Annotated in this window: 18 protein-coding genes; 9 read left to right on the forward strand and 9 right to left on the reverse strand. The window is 64.0% G+C overall.

Annotated elements, in window-relative coordinates; genetic code table 11:
* The 5 genes from YWC_RS33965 to YWC_RS30990 form a co-directional block, all read left to right on the forward strand.
* Positions 1–238: integrase core domain-containing protein (locus YWC_RS33965; protein ID WP_027867970.1), on the forward strand; the 238-nt coding region annotated here is incomplete at its 5' end.
* Positions 239–423: 185 nt separating this feature from the next.
* On the forward strand, positions 424–1,425 hold the full coding sequence (locus YWC_RS0125960) for an NAD-dependent epimerase/dehydratase family protein (RefSeq protein WP_027867971.1): 1,002 nt from the start codon (positions 424–426) through the stop codon (positions 1,423–1,425).
* Positions 1,398–2,888, forward strand: a complete 1,491-nt coding sequence (locus YWC_RS31840) for an ArnT family glycosyltransferase (protein ID WP_084416612.1) — start codon at positions 1,398–1,400, stop codon at positions 2,886–2,888. The genes YWC_RS0125960 and YWC_RS31840 overlap by 28 nt, the downstream gene beginning before the upstream one ends.
* 197 nt (positions 2,889–3,085) lie before the next feature.
* Positions 3,086–4,072 (forward strand): aldo/keto reductase, encoded by a 987-nt coding sequence (locus YWC_RS0125970; protein WP_027867972.1) that lies wholly within the window; start codon positions 3,086–3,088, stop codon positions 4,070–4,072.
* A gap of 5 nt (positions 4,073–4,077) precedes the next feature.
* Complete coding sequence (locus YWC_RS30990; protein WP_051306776.1) at positions 4,078–4,887, forward strand: SDR family NAD(P)-dependent oxidoreductase; 810 nt, start codon at positions 4,078–4,080, stop codon at positions 4,885–4,887.
* A 59-nt stretch (positions 4,888–4,946) separates the two neighbouring features.
* On the opposite strand, the gene YWC_RS0125980 is transcribed toward YWC_RS30990, so the two are convergent.
* From YWC_RS0125980 to YWC_RS33185, 4 genes are read right to left on the reverse strand one after another with little or no spacing between them, the layout of a single operon-like run.
* Positions 4,947–6,560, reverse strand: a complete 1,614-nt coding sequence (locus YWC_RS0125980) for an ABC1 kinase family protein (protein ID WP_027867973.1) — start codon at positions 6,558–6,560, stop codon at positions 4,947–4,949.
* On the reverse strand, positions 6,553–6,846 hold the full coding sequence (locus tag YWC_RS33180; RefSeq protein WP_156923906.1) for a hypothetical protein: 294 nt from the start codon (positions 6,844–6,846) through the stop codon (positions 6,553–6,555). The genes YWC_RS0125980 and YWC_RS33180 overlap by 8 nt, the downstream gene beginning before the upstream one ends.
* Positions 6,847–6,906: 60 nt before the next feature.
* Positions 6,907–8,364, reverse strand: a complete 1,458-nt coding sequence (locus YWC_RS30995) for an MDR family MFS transporter (RefSeq protein WP_036216186.1) — start codon at positions 8,362–8,364, stop codon at positions 6,907–6,909.
* Positions 8,361–8,534 carry a hypothetical protein gene (locus tag YWC_RS33185; RefSeq protein WP_156923907.1) on the reverse strand — a complete coding sequence of 58 codons (174 nt, stop codon included), beginning with the start codon at positions 8,532–8,534 and terminating at the stop codon, positions 8,361–8,363. Before YWC_RS33185 ends, YWC_RS30995 begins: the two co-directional genes overlap by 4 nt.
* Before the next feature lie 324 nt (positions 8,535–8,858).
* On the opposite strand from YWC_RS33185, the gene YWC_RS34250 reads away from it, so the two are divergent.
* The gene (locus YWC_RS34250; protein ID WP_369094361.1) at positions 8,859–9,068 is read left to right on the forward strand and encodes a DUF6640 family protein; all 210 of its coding nucleotides are present in this window, start codon (positions 8,859–8,861) and stop codon (positions 9,066–9,068) included.
* Positions 9,069–9,688: 620 nt separating this feature from the next.
* Here the strand turns inward: YWC_RS34250 and YWC_RS31005 are convergent.
* The 5 genes from YWC_RS31005 to YWC_RS0126010 form a co-directional block, all read right to left on the reverse strand.
* Complete coding sequence (locus YWC_RS31005; RefSeq protein ID WP_036216200.1) at positions 9,689–11,884, reverse strand: heavy metal translocating P-type ATPase; 2,196 nt, start codon at positions 11,882–11,884, stop codon at positions 9,689–9,691.
* Between the two features lie 25 nt (positions 11,885–11,909).
* Positions 11,910–13,067 carry a c-type cytochrome gene (locus YWC_RS0125995; RefSeq protein ID WP_027867974.1) on the reverse strand — a complete coding sequence of 386 codons (1,158 nt, stop codon included), beginning with the start codon at positions 13,065–13,067 and terminating at the stop codon, positions 11,910–11,912.
* 25 nt (positions 13,068–13,092) lie between these two features.
* The gene (locus YWC_RS31010) at positions 13,093–13,980 is read right to left on the reverse strand and encodes a c-type cytochrome (RefSeq protein WP_051306778.1); all 888 of its coding nucleotides are present in this window, start codon (positions 13,978–13,980) and stop codon (positions 13,093–13,095) included.
* Complete coding sequence (locus tag YWC_RS0126005; protein ID WP_027867975.1) at positions 13,977–14,609, reverse strand: cbb3-type cytochrome c oxidase subunit II; 633 nt, start codon at positions 14,607–14,609, stop codon at positions 13,977–13,979. The genes YWC_RS31010 and YWC_RS0126005 overlap by 4 nt, the downstream gene beginning before the upstream one ends.
* A gap of 3 nt (positions 14,610–14,612) precedes the next feature.
* The gene (locus tag YWC_RS0126010) at positions 14,613–16,220 is read right to left on the reverse strand and encodes a cbb3-type cytochrome c oxidase subunit I (RefSeq protein WP_027867976.1); all 1,608 of its coding nucleotides are present in this window, start codon (positions 16,218–16,220) and stop codon (positions 14,613–14,615) included.
* Between the two features lie 374 nt (positions 16,221–16,594).
* Between YWC_RS0126010 and YWC_RS0126015 the strand changes: the two genes are divergently transcribed.
* The 3 genes from YWC_RS0126015 to YWC_RS0126025 all read left to right on the forward strand — a co-directional run.
* The gene (locus YWC_RS0126015; RefSeq protein ID WP_156923908.1) at positions 16,595–17,359 is read left to right on the forward strand and encodes a glycosyltransferase family 2 protein; all 765 of its coding nucleotides are present in this window, start codon (positions 16,595–16,597) and stop codon (positions 17,357–17,359) included.
* Positions 17,356–18,060 carry a TVP38/TMEM64 family protein gene (locus YWC_RS0126020; RefSeq protein ID WP_027867978.1) on the forward strand — a complete coding sequence of 235 codons (705 nt, stop codon included), beginning with the start codon at positions 17,356–17,358 and terminating at the stop codon, positions 18,058–18,060. Before YWC_RS0126015 ends, YWC_RS0126020 begins: the two co-directional genes overlap by 4 nt.
* Positions 18,032–18,610 (forward strand): ArnT family glycosyltransferase (locus tag YWC_RS0126025; protein WP_156923909.1); only part of this gene is annotated, 579 nt, incomplete at its 3' end. The genes YWC_RS0126020 and YWC_RS0126025, both read left to right, overlap by 29 nt.

Below are 18,610 nucleotides of genomic sequence, written 5' to 3' on the forward strand. Positions count from 1 at the left end.
GGGGTACGCCAACATGGCCGAGCTGACAGTGGGTTTGGCGCAGTACTTTGCGTTCTACAACGCCGAGCGTCCGCATCAGGCGCTGGGCTATGAGACGCCGGACCATGTCTACATTGCTGGTGTTGGGGGAGGCGCGCTGATCGTCGACAAGTTTAGCAACGCGGACCAGGCGCCGGAGAAAAACGGCGAAACGGGGCAGCGCCGGACAGCTGCGAAAGNGGAAATGGACACAGCTTAAACTAGCCGGCTCAGTGTCTTGACTGATGGGTCCACTTTATTTCGCTCGCCTGACTTCGGCTACCTGGCTGCATCGCTTCGGCACCGGGCGATCTTTGATGGCCGCAACCTGTATGCTCCGGAGCTTGTTGCGTCGTTCGGGCTGAGCTATTTCAGCATCGGCAGACCCGTACTGGTGGCGCAGCGATGATTCCTGCCAACTCGCCTGTCCTGGTCACTGGCGCCGCCGGCTTCATCGGGAGTTTCGTCGCGTCGCGCCTTGCCCGGATGGGCATGGCCGTTACCGCGTGCGACAACTTCAATGGCTATTACTCGACCGATTTGAAGCACGCACGCGTCGAGGCCTTGCTTGCACCGCAGGGAATCAGGTGCGAAGCGGTAGAGCTTGCCGATGCGCTGCAAGTCAGGCAGTTGTTCGAACGCGTTCGACCCGCCTTTGTCGTCCACCTTGCGGCGCAGGCGGGCGTGCGTTATTCGATCGAGGATCCTGCCGCCTACGTGCAGTCGAACCTGGTCGCGTTCGCCAATATCCTAGAAGCTTGCCGGCAATTCAAGCCACGCCATCTGGTCTATGCGAGCAGCAGCAGCGTCTACGGTGCAAGCCAGAAAGCTCCCTTCAAGGAGAGAGATATAACCGATGAGCCTGTCTCCTTCTACGCGGCGACCAAGAAAGCGAACGAGGCAATGGCATATTCCTATAGTCACCTGTTTGGACTGCCGGCGTCCGGTTTGCGCTTTTTCACCGTATATGGTCCGTGGGGCCGCCCCGACATGGCGTATTTCAGTTTCGCGCAAAAAATGCTAAAAGGCGAGGCGATTCCCGTCTTCGCGCAAGGTGAACTGAAACGGGACTTTACCTATATCGATGACATCGTTGAAGGTATCGTGCGGGTGTTGGCGAAGCCTGCCGACGCGGGCGCCGGCGCGGCCCCGCACATGGTATTTAATATCGGTAATCACCAACCCGTGCGGGTACTGGATTTTATTGCAGCCCTGGAAGAAGCTCTGGGCGTCAAGGCAAAGATGCAATTCTTGCCGATGCAGCCGGGTGACGTGACGATCACGTATGCCGATACCAGCAAATTGCGGGACTGGGTCGGGTTCGCACCTGCAACGCCGCTTCGCGAGGGGCTGCTTTGTTTCCGGGAGTGGCTGGCTGGATGGATGGAGCACAACAAGATGAATTAGCCATGCAGAACGATGGGATCGCGAGTGCGTACCCGAAGCGCGCCGGCACCAATTTCCTCCTGGCGCTCGGGGCTTACTTCGTGCTGCAGATCATCCTGCGGACAAGTTCGCCAGCAGTGCTCGACCTGGACGAATCGGAACAGGTGCTGGCGTTCCAGCACCTGCAGCTGGGCTATGGCAGCCAGCCGCCCTTGTATGCCTGGCTGCAATGGCTCATGTTCTCGGTGTTTGGCGTCAATCGTTTTGCCCTCTCCTTTCTCAAGAATCTGCTGCTGTTCGGTACCTACCTGGCGATGTTTCATGCAGCCAGGTCGCTCGTCGGCATTACCGGTGGCATCATCGTCGCCGCCTCGCTGGTGCTGTTCCCGCAGATTGGCTGGGAATCGCAGCGCGATCTGACGCACTCGGTGTTAATGACCTGCATGGCGGCGCTCACGCTATGGTGCTACTTCGCTTTGCTTCATCATCCGGGCAAGATGCGCCATGCGCTCTTCGGTCTGCTGATCGGGCTCGGGCTGCAATCGAAATATAACTTTGCCCTGTTTGCGCTCGCCCTGACGATGGCCAGCCTGCTGGTTCGGGAACACCGTGAGCGACTGTGGAGTCGCAGGGCCTGGATTTCACTTGCAGTGATAGCAATTGCCGTTGCTCCACACGGGTTATGGCTGCTTAACCATCTGGATGCGGCCACCCGCTCTACTCTGGAGAAAATGAATGGCAGTGATGCCGGCTATATCGGCAATGTCGTGCGTGGCCTCGGCAGTATGGTGAGCGCGACATTTCTGTTCGTGACACCGTTGTGGATGGTGTACGCCTGGGTCTTCTGGCGGCGCCGTGCCCAGGCCGAGGCAAAGGTCGATGACCCGCATGCCCGTTTTTTTCTCCGGTTTTACCTGGCGGCCTACGGCGGCATCACGGCCCTGGTGCTCAGCGGCGAGCTAACGAGCTTCAAGGATCGCTGGATGCAGCCGATCCTGTTCCTGCTGCCGCTTGCATGCTTCGTCATCTTTCCCTCGCTCGCACGTCGGACAGTGTGCCGGGAGATACTTCAAATAGCGGGCATGTTTGCCATGATCGTTCTGGTGGGACTGTCGGCACGCGCTTACCTTGGCAAGAACACGCGCGCACCGTATGTCGAACTGTCGGCCACGCTCCTGCATTGCTTTCCGGAAGCAAAAACCCTGATCGCTAACGAACTGACGGATGCCGGAAACCTGTATCTGCAGAATCCAACACGGCCAACAATGCTGCTGTCCAATACTTTACAACAACGGCCGGACATCGGCGGCAAGGTCCTGCTGATCGATTCCGACAGCGGTCAATCCGATTGGATGCATAAATTTCTTCGTGCGTATCCGTCGAGCGCCGTCCTCGAGCGGGGACGACTCGCGGTCGGAAACCCGCAGGAGCGGCAAGGCGCGATGTCAGTGGAATATGCACTTGTAGCGATAAGGAAAGAGTAAATGCGATATCGCCTGCCATTCGCAACAGGTTTCCGACGGACGGAAACATCCTACATATCGAAATAGGATCGTCCTATTGGTGACAGGCTTATGAACGCTTACGATGATTTTCCTCTTTTTTAATCATTGTCGGCAGCTGCCCGGAATCGCCGCGACGTCGATAGCATTTCTTAACTACGAACCACGGGAGAATTCACATGAAGATGCGAACATTAGGGCAACAAGGCTTGACGGTTTCCGCGCTCGGCCTGGGCTGCATGGGCATGTCGGAATTCTATGGCCAGCCTGACGAAGCAGAGTCAATCGCCACCATTCACCGCGCCCTGGAATGCGGGATCAACTTGCTCGATACGGCCGACATGTACGGGCCGTTCACCAATGAGAAACTGGTCGGCAAGGCGATCCGCGACCGGCGCGATCAGGTGATCCTGGCAACGAAATTCGCCAACGTGCGCGGCGACAACGGAGAGTTTCTCGGGGTACGCGGCGATCCGGAGTATGTGAGGCAGGCCTGCGATGCCTCCCTGCAGCGGCTGGGTGTCGACCATATTGACCTGTATTACCAGCATCGGGTCGATCCCGGCGTGCCGATCGAGGAAACCATTGGTGCAATGGCGGACCTGGTGCGTGCCGGCAAGGTGCGCTTTCTCGGCATGTCTGAAGCCGCGCCGGAAACGATCCGGCGCGCCCATCAAGTTCATCCCATCAGTGCGCTGCAGACCGAGTATTCGCTCTGGAGCCGCGATCCCGAGCACGCCATCCTGCCTGCCGTGCGCGAACTCGGCATCGGCTATGTCGCGTACAGTCCGCTCGGACGCGGGTTCCTGACCGGCCAGATCAAGCGGATCGAGGACCTCGAAGAGCGTGACTACCGGCGCCATTCGCCGCGCTTCCAGGGGGAGAACTTCCAGCGCAATCTGGACCTGGTCACCGAAGTCGGGCGCATCGCCGCAGAGAAGGGCTGTACCCCGGCCCAGCTTGCGCTGGCCTGGGTCTTGGCGCAGGGCGAGGATATCGTGGCGATCCCCGGCAGCAAGAGACGGCCGCATCTGGAGGACAACGTCCGTGCGCTGGATGTCCGGCTGAGCGACGAGGACCTTGCCCGTATCGATCGCATCCTGCCACCCGGCGCTGCCGCTGGGGAGCGGTATGACGATTCGCAGATGCAGGCCTTGAACGGTTGAGCGCCATGGATTGGAAAACATTGGACGGGCGCGTCGCGATCGTCACCGGCGGTGGACGCGGACTGGGACGTGCGATGACCCTGGGGCTAGCGCGGGCGGGAGCGCGTGTAATCGCCACGGCCGCACGGGAAAGCGCGGAATTGGAACAGGTGGCCGCCGAGATGCATGCAGAGTGCGGCGAGCAGCGTGTGCTGCCGCTGATGGCGGATGTGCGCAATGCCGAAGATTGCGAACGGGTCGTGAACGCCGCGCTGGCGCAGTGGCAGCGACTCGACATTCTGGTGAACAATGCCGGACGCGGCATGAAGTACGCCAGCGAGCGTTTTCTTGTCGAGCCCCCCAGGTTCTGGGAAGTGGAGCCGGAGACCTGGCGCATGGTCATGGATACCAACGTCAACGGCCCTTTCCTGATGGCGCGCGCCGCCGTTCCACACCTGCTCCGGGCAGGCCGGGGGCGCATCGTCAACATCTCGATGAACCACGACACCATGCGCCGGCGGGGCTTCTCGCCTTATGGTCCGTCGAAGGCCGCGCTGGAATCCGAAACCATCATCTGGGCGCAGGACCTGGAAGGCACTGGTGTAACGGTCAATGCGCTGCTTCCGGGAGGAGCGACCGCGACCGGCATGATCCCGCCGGGCCTGCCCGATGCGGTGCGCGCCACGCTGCTGGAACCGGAAATCATCGTGGCGCCGCTATTGTGGCTGGTCTCGGCCGATGCGGATGGCATCAATGGCCGCCGCCTGCTCGCCAACCGCTGGGACGGTGCCGATCCGGCGCTTGCGATCGAGGACGCCGGATGGCCGCGCTCCTGACCCGGACAAAGCGAACGTGCGCCCGTGCTTCCGCGAGTTCAGGCTGCCAGATGCCAGCGTCATCGCTGCTTTAGCCAGCCCACAATGGCCAGTGCCACGGAAAGCAACGCCAGCAGGGCCGCCAGCTGCGGTTCGGAGGAGGAGACGATCGCGGCGCAGACAGCGAGCGCAGCGGGATAAACCGGGGGAGTGGCCGCGCCGCCACGCGCCTTGTCGCGCAGTCGCTCAAGGTCCGCGGGGGCGATGCTGACTGTGATCGCCCCGGTTCGGGCTACCTTCTCGATTTGCCTGACCAAGTTCGGGGTCGATAGCACCGCCCTTCCCAGCGATGCCAGCAGCTTGCCCGCTTCGCCGCGCAGTCGTGCGGGTCGGATGCGCTCCCGAATCAAATCCTTGGCGATCGGAGCCAGTTCGCTGGCGATGTTGAAATAGGGATCGATCCGTCGAACAAAACCCTCGGCCGTGAGCAGCGTCCGGAGCACCAGGGCCAGATCGGGTGGAAGGGTGAGATGGAATTCGCGCAATAGGGCAAAGACGCGCTGGAAGATGTCGCCAAGGTCGATCTGCTCGAGCAGGACGTTGCTGAAGCGGTCGATCAGGTCGGCCAGCGCCTCTTCCAGCCTGGTCCGGTCGACACTGGGCTCCCCGGCCCATAGCATGAGAATGTCGACCACGCCGCCCGTGTCCTGCGACGCAATCGCGAGACCGAGCCGAACCAGTTCCTCCCGGCGCTTCGGCAGGAGCGTCCCGACCGCGCCAAAATCGATGAGCCCAAGCGTTCCGTCCTCGAGGAAAAATACGTTCCCGGGGTGCGGGTCGGCATGGAAGTGACCGTTGATAAGGATCATGCGCAGCACCGCCTGTGCATAGGTGCTGGCCAGCGCACTGAGATCGAGCTGGCTCCGGCGCGCCGTCTCCAGGTCGCTCGCCGGAATGCCGCGCAGCCGCTCCTGGATATTTACCCGCCTGCCGGAAAGCTCCCAGTCGAACCGGGCGGTTCGAACACCGAGATCCTTGAGGAAGGCGCCGATCGCATTGCTGGCGCGCGCTTCCGCCCCGAGATCCATTTCGCGGTCGAGGCTTTCGGCGAAGTAGCGCAGCAACTCGTCCGGCTTGAGCCGTGCGACTTCCGGTATGGTGCGCTCGGCGATACGGGCCAGGCGCCGCAGAATCCGCAGGTCGGCGTCGACGATCCGCTCGATCCCGGGACGACGGACCTTGACGATGACGTCACGGCCGTCGAGCAAGGTCGCGGCGTGGACCTGGGCGATGGACCCGGCTGCGATCGCTTTCTCGTCGAAACTGCTGAAACAGCTCTCGATCGACCCGCCAATGGCGTCTTCGATCAGCGGCCGCATGGTCTGGAAAGGAAGCGGTGGAACCCGGTCCTGCAGGCTGGTGAGCGCCTCGATCCATTCCGGATCAAGCAGATCGCTGCGCATCGCAAGGATCTGGCCGAACTTGACGGCAACCGGGCCGATGTCGCGCAACAGCGCGACGACCGCCTCCGGGCGGGCGCTGTCGAGCGTCTCGTCTCCGCCGCTTCCTAGGCCGAGCCTGGCAGACAGTCCCTTCAGGCCATGTCGTCCGAACAGGACGAGGATTTGCGCAAACCGCTCGCGCTCTTTCAACGCGGCGACCTCGGAGCCGTCGTTCAGTACTGGATCAGCCATGGTTCTTCTTTCTTGAGGTAACAAAACGAGCGCTCCACAATCCGGCGGGCTCTTCGGTCTCAGTGCGGCGGTCACGCTGGCGCCGCCGGGGAAGCGCAACAGCCATTGAACTGGCCGCTTCCGACAAGCGCTGCACCTTGATTGTCGATGCGGGTGCCGAGGAAGGTGCCTGTCCGGGGTGCGCCCAGAGACCCTTGATGAATTCGTCGGCGATGTGGCAGTGCAACGGATACATTTGCAGGTAGCGTTCGGGCATCGGGAAATTATTTGGGTTTTCTGTGGCCATAGGGTTAGCCGAACCAATAGTATCCGTGGCCAAATGGTTGGGGTCGAGTGAACCAGAACATCAAGCGCGCACCCGATCCCCTTCTTTCGCCTTCTCCCCAACGCTCGACGGCATGAACATCATGACGGCCAACGCGATCGCGACCATGATGGTACCCGCTATGAACATGTCGGCAATCGCTTGCCGGTAGATGACCGGGGTCGGTGCCCGACCATGCAGGTGCTGCGCCAGGATGGCGCCGGAACCGGCGACGCCGACCAGGCCACCTAGGGAGCGGAAAAAACTCAGCATTGCCGTTCCAATACCGCGGCGCGGCGCCGCCAATGCGGTCTGAACCAGAATGGTCATATTGGGCGACACCAACCCCAGGCCCGCCCCGAGCACGAACATGGCGGGTTCGATAACGATGAAGCCAAGCGACTGCGCGATCGCCCATGAAAGAACAGCGAACGCGGCGAGCGCCATGCCCAGTCCGATGACCTGCATTCGCTTGTAGTCGAAGCTGTCGCGGCTCATCAGGCGTCCGTTGACCAACGACGCGAGCACCATGCCTACCATCAGCGGCATCGTGAGCAATCCGGAATTGGCCGGACTGGCCCCCATAACCAGCTGAAAAAGTATCGGGAAAAACATGCTCGCGCCCATCATGCCGACAAAGGTGAAGGCCATGACCACACTGCCGACGTTGAATACCCGGCTGTGAAAAAGGTCCGGCGGCAGGACCGGCTCTGGCACGCGATGCACGTGGAACATCAGCAGCGCAAGCATGCCGATCGCCGCGAGCGTCAGGTAAGCTACCGGCGGAGACTCCCATGGCCACTCACTCCCCCCGAGAGCCAGTACGAGCAGTGCTGAGGTCACCGAACCGATCAGCAAAACGGAGCCGAGGTAGTCGATACTGTGCCGGATGGTCCGGGTAGCCGCGGGCATCGCCCTAGCGATGAGAAACAGCGCAAGCACGCCGACCGGCATATTGATATAGAAAATCCAGTGCCAGGATAGCAGGTCCGTCAAGATCCCGCCCAACACGGGACCGATGACGGTCGTGGAAGCGTAGATCGCCACGATGCGCCCATGGCGCCGTCCGCGCTCGGCAGGCGGCACCAAATCCCCAATGACGATTTGTGCCAGCGGCAGGAAGCCGCCCGCGCCAATGCCCTGGATCGCACGAAATCCGATCAGCTGCGGCAGGTCTTGCGCCAGGCCGCACAGGATCGATCCGATCAAAAAGCTGATGATCGCGAAATAGAGCAGCGGCTTGCGTCCGTACTGGTCGCTGAGCTTGCCGTAAAGAGGCATGACCGCGGTCGAAGCCAAAGCATAGGCCGTCACCACCCACGCCAGGTCCGACATGTTGCCGAACTCTGCGCCGATACGCGGCAAGGCAGTGGCAACGATGCTTTGGTCCAGCCCTGCAAGCGCCATCATCGTGACCAAGGCAAAATAGATCGCGCCGATCTGTTTCGATGACGTCGCGGACTCGGTTCCGGCTCCAGTTTCCGGGGAGTGCCGCGTCATTTACAGATCGCGGCGAGAAAGAGGAATGCCCGCACGGGGACTGGCGTAGTCACTGCGGCATACGGCGCCAGCTTGGGGGTGTCAATGCCTGCTTGCAGGCCAATGCCATGCAGCAGTTCCGAGGCTGATTCTGCAATGTTGTCGTCGTTGCCGGCGGTATGAACACTCATGTTTGATGAATTGGTCAGCCCAGCAACTATGATAGCCCAGCCTTGCAGCTTCCGCAAAGCTACCGCGTGCGTCGCTGCTGTGCCGAACCCAGCAACGCTGAGGCGAAGCACGCCGCAAACGTGCGCAAGCATCGCGTTAAGTAATCGATCCTTATTCTCACGACTACAAATCAGAATTTTTTGTTACTTCGGTTCGCTGTCTAGGCAAACGCTCACGCCGAATCCTCAGACAAGATGGTTATGTACCCGTCTATGGCCTATACCAGCACAGCGAATCGATTGTGGAGCGGGCGTGCACATTGTACCTAGTTATATGGAGGAACCATGAGCTCAAGTATATCGGCCTCGTCGAAAAAAAGACCCAACCTTGGGGTTAAAATACTTTATGTCGCTAACATCGCCGCAATGACAGGCGGTTGGATAGCCGATATGAACAAGACCCACATGTTCAATCCGAAGTGGACGCCGCACGCGAAGTTCCACGATGCTATGTCAATCAGTGCCGCAAGTTTGGCGGGCGTATCCGGTCTTTAGTCCCTGGCAGGTCGGCCGTTCGATCACCGCGTCAATACTGCGATCGCTGCCTTATTGCCTGCGATAATCTTTGGCGCGCAGGCAACTGCTTTTCTCTATTCTGGTGAAAAGGGGTTGGAACTGAAAACCCCACGATGGCACCCGAAGTCGCGGGCGTCCGGAAGAATGAGCTGCCAGTTGCGCTCCTCGGGCTCGCACTACCAGGCATCGGTTATTTCTTGACCATAAAAAGTCGCGGCTAGCTCGGATATCGGTGTGCCGCCGGAACCAGTTTTGTTGCCGAAACATTGTCCTGCCTTATCGAGCCGCGCATCTGCGGGGATACGCGTTCGGGAGGCTCCAAGACGACCTCCGCGCCGCGCGGCGGCGCGTCGCACATCACGTAGATCCGACTCGGCGTGATTCCCGTCCGCAGCGACTCGCCCCGAGGCGGCATGCGCCAAGGCGACCTGCTAAAAAAAATTGCGAACGTAAGGAGAACCCGGCCATGGTACGCCTATTTGCCATGGCGCCAAAAAGGACCTCCCATTGGATCAGGAAACAGGCCGGCTCGTACGCAACCGCAACGAATGGGCCTGCGTCGGCTATCGCAGTATAGCGCGTGACCTGTACAGTCGCGTTCAGACGCGATGCTCCGCGCTCATTCCGGACAGCAGCCTTCCCGAATTCAGCACCACGCTCAGACTGCTGGCCAGCATGGCGCAGGCAGCGGCAACCGGGGTCACCATGCCGCTGGAGGCCAGCCCCAGCACGGCCACGTTATAGACCATGGAGAACGCCAGGTTCTGGCGCACCACCCGGACGGTGCGCCGTGCATGCCGCCAGGCGGCGGCAACCTGCTCGACGCCGCCGCTCGCGATGACCACCCCTGCCGTGGCGACCGCCGCTGGCGCGGCACCCTGAACCGCGATGCCGCAGTCGGCTGCGGCCAGGGCAAGCGCGTCATTGACACCGTCGCCGACGAACACCGCGGGTCTGCCGGCCCGTTCGAGGACCTTCACCTTGTCCTCGGGCAGACAGTGCGCGTGGACATGCTCAGGCCCAAGACCGACGGCTTGCGCAACCTGGGCCGCGGCGGCCGCACTGTCGCCGGTGACCAGGCGGGTGCGGATGCCCGCATCTGCAAACGTGCGCAGGGCCTCGGCGGCGCTTTCCCGTATGCGGTCCTGCAACAGGATGGCGCCGATCCATGTTCCGTTCCGCGCGACTTCGACCCTGGTGCAGCCTGGCGGCGCACTTGCCGGCAGGGCCACGCCCTGCTCTTCGACAAAACCCGCGCTGCCCACGAGTACCGTCTGATTTCCGTCCTTGCTGCGCCAGGTGCAGCCGCGCGAATGGCGTTGCGCCAGCCCCTCCCCGGCGCTGCCCATGCCTGCGGCCTCGGCCGCCGTGCGGATCGCGCGCGCCACCGGGTGCGCAATGTCAGCTTCCGCCCGCGCCGCCAGGGCCAGTACCTCGGCGGAAGCGGCGCGCTGCGAACCGATCACCTCGCGTACTTCAAGCATGCCTTCGGTCAGCGTGCCGGTCTTGTCGAACAGGATTTCGCGCGCACCGGCAAGCGCTTCGAGCGAAGCAGGATCGCGCAGCAGGATACCCTGGCGCGCCCCACTTGCGGTCGACGCGGCATACGCCAGCGGCAGCGCCAGCCCGACTGCACAAGGACAGGCCGCTACCAATACCGACAGGGCACGCAGCGCCGCCTGCACCGGATCTCCGCTCGCGCCCCAGGCCAGTGCGAAACTGGCCGCCGCCAGCACCAGCGCGCCCGGCACCAGCCAGCGTGCGAACCGTTCCGCCTGCATGGCGGCNGCGCTTTTCGTACCGAGCAATTCGAGCATGCGCACNCCGATGCGGTCGATGAAACGTTGGCCCCAGGGCTGCTCGACGCGCAGTACCAGCCGCGACGACANGTTGATGGANCCGGCAACGATGCTGTCGCCGGGCGNGACCGGCAANGGAGCCGACTCGCCGTTCACGATCGCCGCATCGACCTCGCCTTCACCTTCNACNACCGTGCCNTCGACCGCGACGCGCTCGCCCGCGTGCACCAGCACCAGGTCGCCCGGACCGACCCGGTCCGCGGCTTCCTCCGTCGGGACGCCGTCGGCGCCGATCCGGCGTACCGTTTCCGGCACCGCCTGGCGCAACGCATTCACCGCCACCGAGTTGCGCCGCCGTGCGTGCAGTTCGATCAGGCGGCCGCACAGCAGAAAACTCACGAGCATCGTCGCGGTGTCCGCGTACACATCGGCGCTGCCGCGCAGCAGCGACCATGCCGAGAGCAGGCAGGACGCCAGCACGCCGGTCGACACCAGCGCATCCATGCCGGGCACGCCGGCGCGCAGGGTGCGCCAGCCGGCGCGATAGAAGGACAGGGCCGACCAGCTCACCACTGGCAGCGCGGCCAGGCAGGCGGCGAGCGCGACCCACCAACCCTGGGGCGAGGCGGCCAGCCCGGCGTCCAGGTACAGCGCCACCGATCCGAGCATGCTCCACATCCCGAAAAAGCCGGCCACCGCCAGCCGCATCCAGACCGCGCGCGCCTGGGCATCGATCTGCCGCTCCAGTTCCTGGGATTCGACCAGCGGGACGATGCCGTAGCCGAGCCGCTCGACGCGTGAGAAGACTTCATCGAGGTCGACGCGCTCCGGGTCCCAGCGCACCAGCGCCGAACCGCCCGCAAAACTGGTGCTGGCCGCGGTCACGCCGGGCGCGCGCGCGATCGTGCGCTCGACGGCCAGCGCGCAACTGGCGCACCACATGCCCTCGATGCTGACCACCATGCGCCCGGCGCGGCGCAGCGCCTCGCGGTCCATGCCGGCGAAGGCCGCCTCCACCTGCTTAACCCTTGGCCGGACTGGCCGCGCTGGCCGAGGTGGCGCGGGCCACGCCGACGCCGAGGATCCTGCCGTTCACTTCCTTGCCGTAGTAGCTCTTTTCCTTGTTGTGGAAACGCACCCGCGCCTCCTCGATCGTCCCGGTCTGGCGCGGATCCTTCGGCCGCTCGTGGCTGTTGATGTAGGCCGCCGCGTCCCAGGCGTCCTGGTCCGACAGGCTGTACGGCTTACCGAGCGGCATGTTGGCCTTGATAAAGCCCGCCGCGGTATCGATGCGCGACATGCCGGCGCCCCAGTTGTAGGCTTCCGGCCCCCACAGCGGCGGGAAGCGCAGCTTGCCGCTCTCGTCCTTGCGGCCCTGGCCGTCGGCGCCGTGGCACAGTGCGCAATTCTGCGCGTAGACCCTGGCGCCGCGCGCGTGGTCGTATCCCTGCGGCGTTTCCTTGACCTTGATGTAGCCGCCGCCGCGCATCTTCTCACCGGTAGGCGCGCCATCGGCAAGCCAGTACATGTAGATCATCAGGTCCTTGTAGATGTCGTCGCCCGGCGGCGGCGCCTTGCCGGCCTCGGAAGCCTGCGCGTTCATCGAATAGTTGAAGCAGCCGTTGATCCGCTCTTCCAGCGTATTGACCTTGTTGTTCTTGGCCCGGTATTTCGGGTACTGCACGTAGGCCGCCCACATCGGCGCCGAATTCTCGCGCCGTCCCGCGTCGAGGTGGCACTGGGCACAGGCCATGCTGTTGCCGACATAGCGCTGGGCATACTGCGGCGTGTGGATGAAGATGTCGCGGCCGCGCCGGATCGCGTCGCCTTCCGCACCGTCGGGCATCTCGCTCTCGGATGGCGGCACGAAGTAGCCGTCCGGGCCGGTCGGCTGCAGCGGCGCGGCCACCTTGCCTTCCTTGTCCTTCTTGCGCTCGGCACGCGCGGCGAGCATCGCCTTGCGCGCTTCCGCCCCCGCGGCTTCGCGCGAAACGGCCGGCGCCGGCGTCTCGGGCGTGAAGCCCGCAGCGGTCTGGAAACTGCGCCAGGCGCCGGTCTGGACCACCAGGGCGCCAAAGGCGAACAGCACCAGGCCGCCGCCGGCCGCGGCGGCCAGGCGGCGGGCGGTACTGCCCAGGGCGTAGGGAGACTGCGTCGTGGTTTTTTTCGGGTCGTTCATATTCTGTCGGGTTCAAGCGTTGGCATCACAGCGTGGAGGCGGAGCGNGCAGCGCCTTGCGCNACCGTGGCGGGCGGCGTGGCGGNNGGNNNNGCGGCCGNCGGCATCGAGCCGAGGTAGTCCGCAACNGCGCGCATGTCGTCGGGGTTCATGCGGCGCGCGATGTCATCCATCAGCTTCTGCGGCGANTTCTTGCGNTCGCCCGCATGCCATGCCGCCANCTGGGCGAAGATGTAGTCGGGCTGNTGGCCGGCCANNGCCGGGAAGCCGGGCGCGACNCCNTCNCCGNTCATGCCGTGGCAAGAGAAGCAGGCCGGNACGTTGGANTTCCAGTCGCCTTTTTCGGCGATCAGCCTGCCGCGTTCCAGGTTGCCGCCNAGGCTGGGCGCCAGCGNGGNGCGCAGCTCGATGCCGGCGTANTAGCGCGCCAGCTTCTCGATATCCTGATCGGTCAGTGCGCGNGCCACGAAGGCCATCGACTCGTTGTGGCGCAGGCCCGANCGGAAGTCCTCCAGCTGCTTGGCCAGGTAGGCGGCCGGCTGGCCGGCCAGGCGCGGCGTGCTGAGGCTTCCCTCGCCGGCCGCACCGTGGCAGGAGGCGCAGCTCCAGGCCTGGCCNTTGCCGGCGGCGACGATCTGCAGCGTTGCCGCATCGGCCTCGCCCAGGCCGCGTGCCGCTGCCGGCGGCGCAAGCGCAGCCCGCACCGCGGCCGGGGCCGCGGCCTGCTGTTGTTTGACCTGCAGCGCCCGCCGCTGCGCCTGGTACTCGGACACATAGGTCAGCAGGCCCCAGAAGGCCAGCGCGAACACGAGCGCCACCACGAACAGGGGAACCGGGCGCGTGCGCTCCCATGGATCGAAGGCCTCGTCAACNTGCGGCGCTGCCGGGCGCTTGCCTGGATCGTTCTNGTTCATCGCTGTTCTCCCTTGGACAAGGCGTAGCCTTCGTCGCGGACGGCTTCGCCCGCCGGCGCCGCCGGATAGGTTCGGTTCAGTCCCTGCAGGTAGGCCGCCAGGTCGAGCGCTTCCTGGCGCGCCACCACGACCTCGCCCTTCGGCTGGAACTCTGGGGGCAGCTTGACGACGACATCGCCCGGCGCGGCGTGCTTCTTGCGCTCGAACAGGTAGGGGTAGGCGGGCATGATGCTCCAGTCGAAGATCGCACGCGGCTGGTACAGGTGGGTCAGGTGCCAGTCGCGGCTCGGCAGGCGCGCGCCGACATTGAGAAGGTCGGGACCGGTTCGCATGGTGCCCAGCTGGTGCGGGCGGTCATGGGCGAAGTCGGCCGCGGTCGGAGGCCGCCCCCAGCCTTTCGACAGGTCGGCCAGGGTCTGCCCCGCCGCGCGCGGCTGCTGGCTGTGGCAATAGACGCAGCCCTGGTTGATGTACTGCTGGCGTCCCGCCAGTTGCTGCGGCGTGTAGTCGGCCAGGCCGGGCGCCGGCGCCTGGTCACGGATCTGGGCGCCGGGGATCACCACCAGCATCAGGGTCGCGAAAGCGAGGATGGCGATGGCGCCGACGAAAATCGGAATGAGGCGGTTCATGGATCAGGCTCCAGCGTTGGCAGCGGCGGGCGCCTCGCCGGCGATGGCCGTGCGCAGGGTGCCCTTGCCCATCAACAGGGCGGCGATGTGGAAGGCGAACACCAGGTGGCCCAGTGTCATCAGGCTGCCGCCAAGCGAGCGCGCCTGCAGGTAGGGGATGGTCGCCCGTGTGACGGACTCGAACGAACGGCCCGTGTCGAGCAGCCCCACGCCCTGCAGCCATCCGCCCGCGGAGACCGCCAGGAAATACACCGCGAAGCCGCCGACCACCAGCCAGAAATGCAGCTTGAGCAGGCGCGGCCATGGCCAGTCGCGCCCGGTCAGGTAGGGCAGCATGTAGTAGAAGGCGCCGAACAGCACCATGCTGGTGAATCCGTAGGCACCCAGATGGGCATGGCCGACCGTATAGTGCGTGAAGTGGGTGACCGAGTTCACCGGGCGCAGCGCCTGTAGCGAGCCCTGGAACGAGGACAGCGTGTACATCAGCGCGCCCAAGGCCACGAAGCGCAAGGCCACCGACTGCTTCAAGGCCCAGGCGTTGCGGGCAACCGTGGTGTGCTGGTTGATCGCGACCGCGATCACCGGGATGAACATCATCACGCTATGGACGATCGACAGCGTCACCAGCCAGGTCGGCACCGGGGCGCCGATCAGGTGATGGATGCCGACCTGGCTGTAGAACAGCGCCAGGCCCCAGAAGCCGAGCAGCGACAGGCTGTACGAATAGACCGGCTGGCCCACGATCTTCGGGATCATGTAATAGGCGGTTCCCACGCCGAGCGGGGTCAGCCACAGGCCGAGCACGTTGTGCGCGAACCACCAGTTCACCGTGGCGTGCTGCACCCCGGCATGCAGGCCAGGCAGGTTGGCGATGAGGTACAGCACCGGGAACCACACCAGGCCGCCCAGGAAGTACCAGCCCGACACGTAGATGTGGTGCGACTTGCGGTGGCGTGCCGTCATCACCAGCGGGAAGGCCAGGCAGGCACCGCCCACCGCGAGCAGCAAGCCGATCTGCCAGGGGATCTCGAGCCATTCGACGCCTTGGGTGTAGCCCAGGCCGATGGCAGTCACACCCATGCCGACGCCGATGGTCCAGACCATGGCGCCGAACATGGCGACGCCCGGGTGACGCAGTGGCGTGTGGAAGATGCGCGGTACGATCCACAAGGCCGAGGCGATGCCGGCGACCGACAGCCAGCCGTAGGCGACCAGGTTCAGGTGCATGCTGCGCATGCGTCCGAAAGTGAGCGGCGCGTGGCCTACGAGCCAGTCCGGCAGGTGCAGCTTGAGCGAAGCGATCACGCCGAACACCGAGCCCAGCACCAGCCAGAACGCCGCCACGGCCGCCATCAGCAACACGGTGCGGCGCCCGGCGACGTCGATCCGTTCACGGATCACGTCGAAGCGGTGGGCATGGGAGCCTTGCGGCGCACGGCCGAAAGCGGTGGTGTCGTCGGGCGCGGCGGTCTCGCCCGGCTCGAAGATCGTGGAGGCATCGCTTTGCGACAGTGCGAACTGGCGGCGGGCGATGGCCCAGATCAGGAAGCCGAGCGCGGCAAGCGACGCGCCGAAGCTCAGCGCGAGCAGTAGTCCAATGGTAATGGGCATGGCCTTGAAATGGTAGCGGGCTGCGCCAGGCTGGACACTGCCCTGTTCACGGGTTCGCAAACTCGGAACCGCGCTGATTGTCGAACAGGTCACGTCATCGACGTGTGCCGTGTATTGATTACGGGCAATTCTTCGTTGCGGAGTGGGATGCTACGCGGCGCCGATTTAGGCAGGATTAAGGAATGCCGTCGTACCGGACTGTCGTCCGTGACCGGGAATGGCGCGGGCGCTGCCACGACCTGCGTCCGCATTATTGTTTAACGGGAATTTAACGTCGACTGGTGCAGAATGATGTTGGGCAAGACATATCAAGTCGTGCACGCTGTCCGCTCATCGAACGCCACAATAAACGTCTTCATAAATGATTGAACAACATGTCTGAGGAAACAAACGACAAGCAAGCATTCCTGGTATCGGTGCTGATTCCGGCAAAGGACGAGGCCGGCAACATCGGGAACCTGGTGGACGAGGTTCATCGCGCCCTCGCCGGCCGCTATTCGCATGAGGTAGTCCTGGTCGACGATGGTAGCAGCGACGACACCGGCGCTGTGTTCCTGCGGCATTGCCAGCAATCGGGCACGCCGGCGCGGCTGATCCGCCATGCGCGCAGTGCCGGGCAGAGTACGGCACTGTGGACCGCCGCGCGCCACGCCGCCGGGCGTTTTTTCGTCACGATAGACGGTGACGGCCAGAACGACCCGGCCGACATTCCGGCACTGGTGGCACAGGGGCTGACCCTGGAAGAGAAGCACCCGCATTTCTGCATTGCCGGCTTCCGCAAGAACCGGCGCGACACGCGCTGGAAGAAACTCCAGTCGCGCATCGCCAATGCGGTGCGCCGCAGCATACTCGACGACGGCGTACCCGATACCGGCTGCGGCCTCAAGCTGGTGCCGCGCGAAACCTGGCTTGGCCTGCCCTATTTCGACCACATGCACCGCTTCGTGCCGGCGCTGGTCAAGCGCCTGGGCGGCGTTATCGCGGTAGTGCCGGTGCACCATCGGCACCGTACCGCCGGCGTATCGAAATATACCGCCTGGAACCGGCTGTGGGTCGGCATCGTCGACATGTGGGGGGTCAGCTGGCTGATCCGGCGCAGCAAGCTGCCGCTGATCGAACGCATGGAAGTGCGGCAATGAAAGCCGAACTGAAACTGCTGTTCAAGCCGCTGCTGCTGAGCTGCCTGCTGGCGCTGGGCTTTGCCTCCCTCCATTTCCAGTGGTGGGGATCCTTCACCGAAATGGACCTGCTGGACCGGCTGTTCGAACGACATTGGACGATTGCCTGGCCTGTTTTCGTGATCATCGGCGTCGTGTACACCGCGCTCGGGGGCCCGCGCCAGCTGCTCGCCTTCAGTTGCGGTTACTTGATGGGGGGCTTGGCGGGTGCGCTGCTGAGCACCCTTCTTACCGGATTCGGCGCCCTGCTGGCGATCTACTGGGTGCGCAATATCGGCATGGAGCGCATGCTCAGGCGCCATGGCGAACGCGTCGCCTTCATCCGCAGGCTGCTGGCGGAGGACACCTGGCTGTGGATCTGCACGGTACGCCTGATGCCGGTCGGCAGCAACCTGGCGACCAATATCGCGGTGGCGCTTGCCAGGCTGAGCATACCGGCGGTGTTCTGGGGCAGCCTGCTGGGCTACCTGCCGCAAATGCTGCTGTTCAGCTTTGCCGGCGCAGGCCTGGCCTTGCAGGACGAGCAGCAGCTCTGGATCAGCCTGCTGATGCTGGTGCTGTCCACGGCGCTCGTGCTCTATCTCTACCATCATGGCTTCAAGCAGCGGCTACAGGAAATCCGAGGACAAACGCATGCAACTCCCATCCAATCCCAGTGCTAGGCAAGACGCAAGCTGGTGGCCGTGGATCGCTGCCCTGCTGATCGTGGTCCTGTTCGCCGGCATCGGGCTGCGCGACCCCTGGCCTGCCGACGAGCCGCGCTTTGCCCAGGTCGCCCGCGAAATGGTGGAATCGGGCCGTTGGCTCTTCCCCACGCGCGGCGGCGAGTTCTATCCGGACAAGCCGCCCGTCTTCATGTGGCTCATCGCGCTCTTCTACCAACTGACCGGACAACTGAAGATCGCATTTCTGCTGCCCAGTGCGCTGGCGGGCCTGGGGACGCTGTGGCTGGTATTCGACCTCGGGCGGCGCCTGTGGGGAGAGAAGGTCGCGCGTTCGGCTGTGCTTGCGCTCGCGTTCACGCCGCAGTTCCTGCTGCAGGCCAAGGGCGCGCAAATCGATGCGCTGGTCTGCTTCTGGATCACCCTCGGCTGCTACGGACTGCTCCGTCACTTTCTGCTCGGTCCGGCCTGGGGCTGGTATGCCGCCAGTTGGGTGGCGATGGCCCTGGGCATCGTGACCAAGGGCGTCGGTTTCCTTCCCGCACTGATG

The organism is Massilia alkalitolerans DSM 17462 (assembly GCF_000427785.1).
GTDB classification, from domain to species: Bacteria; Pseudomonadota; Gammaproteobacteria; order Burkholderiales; family Burkholderiaceae_D; genus Telluria; species Telluria alkalitolerans.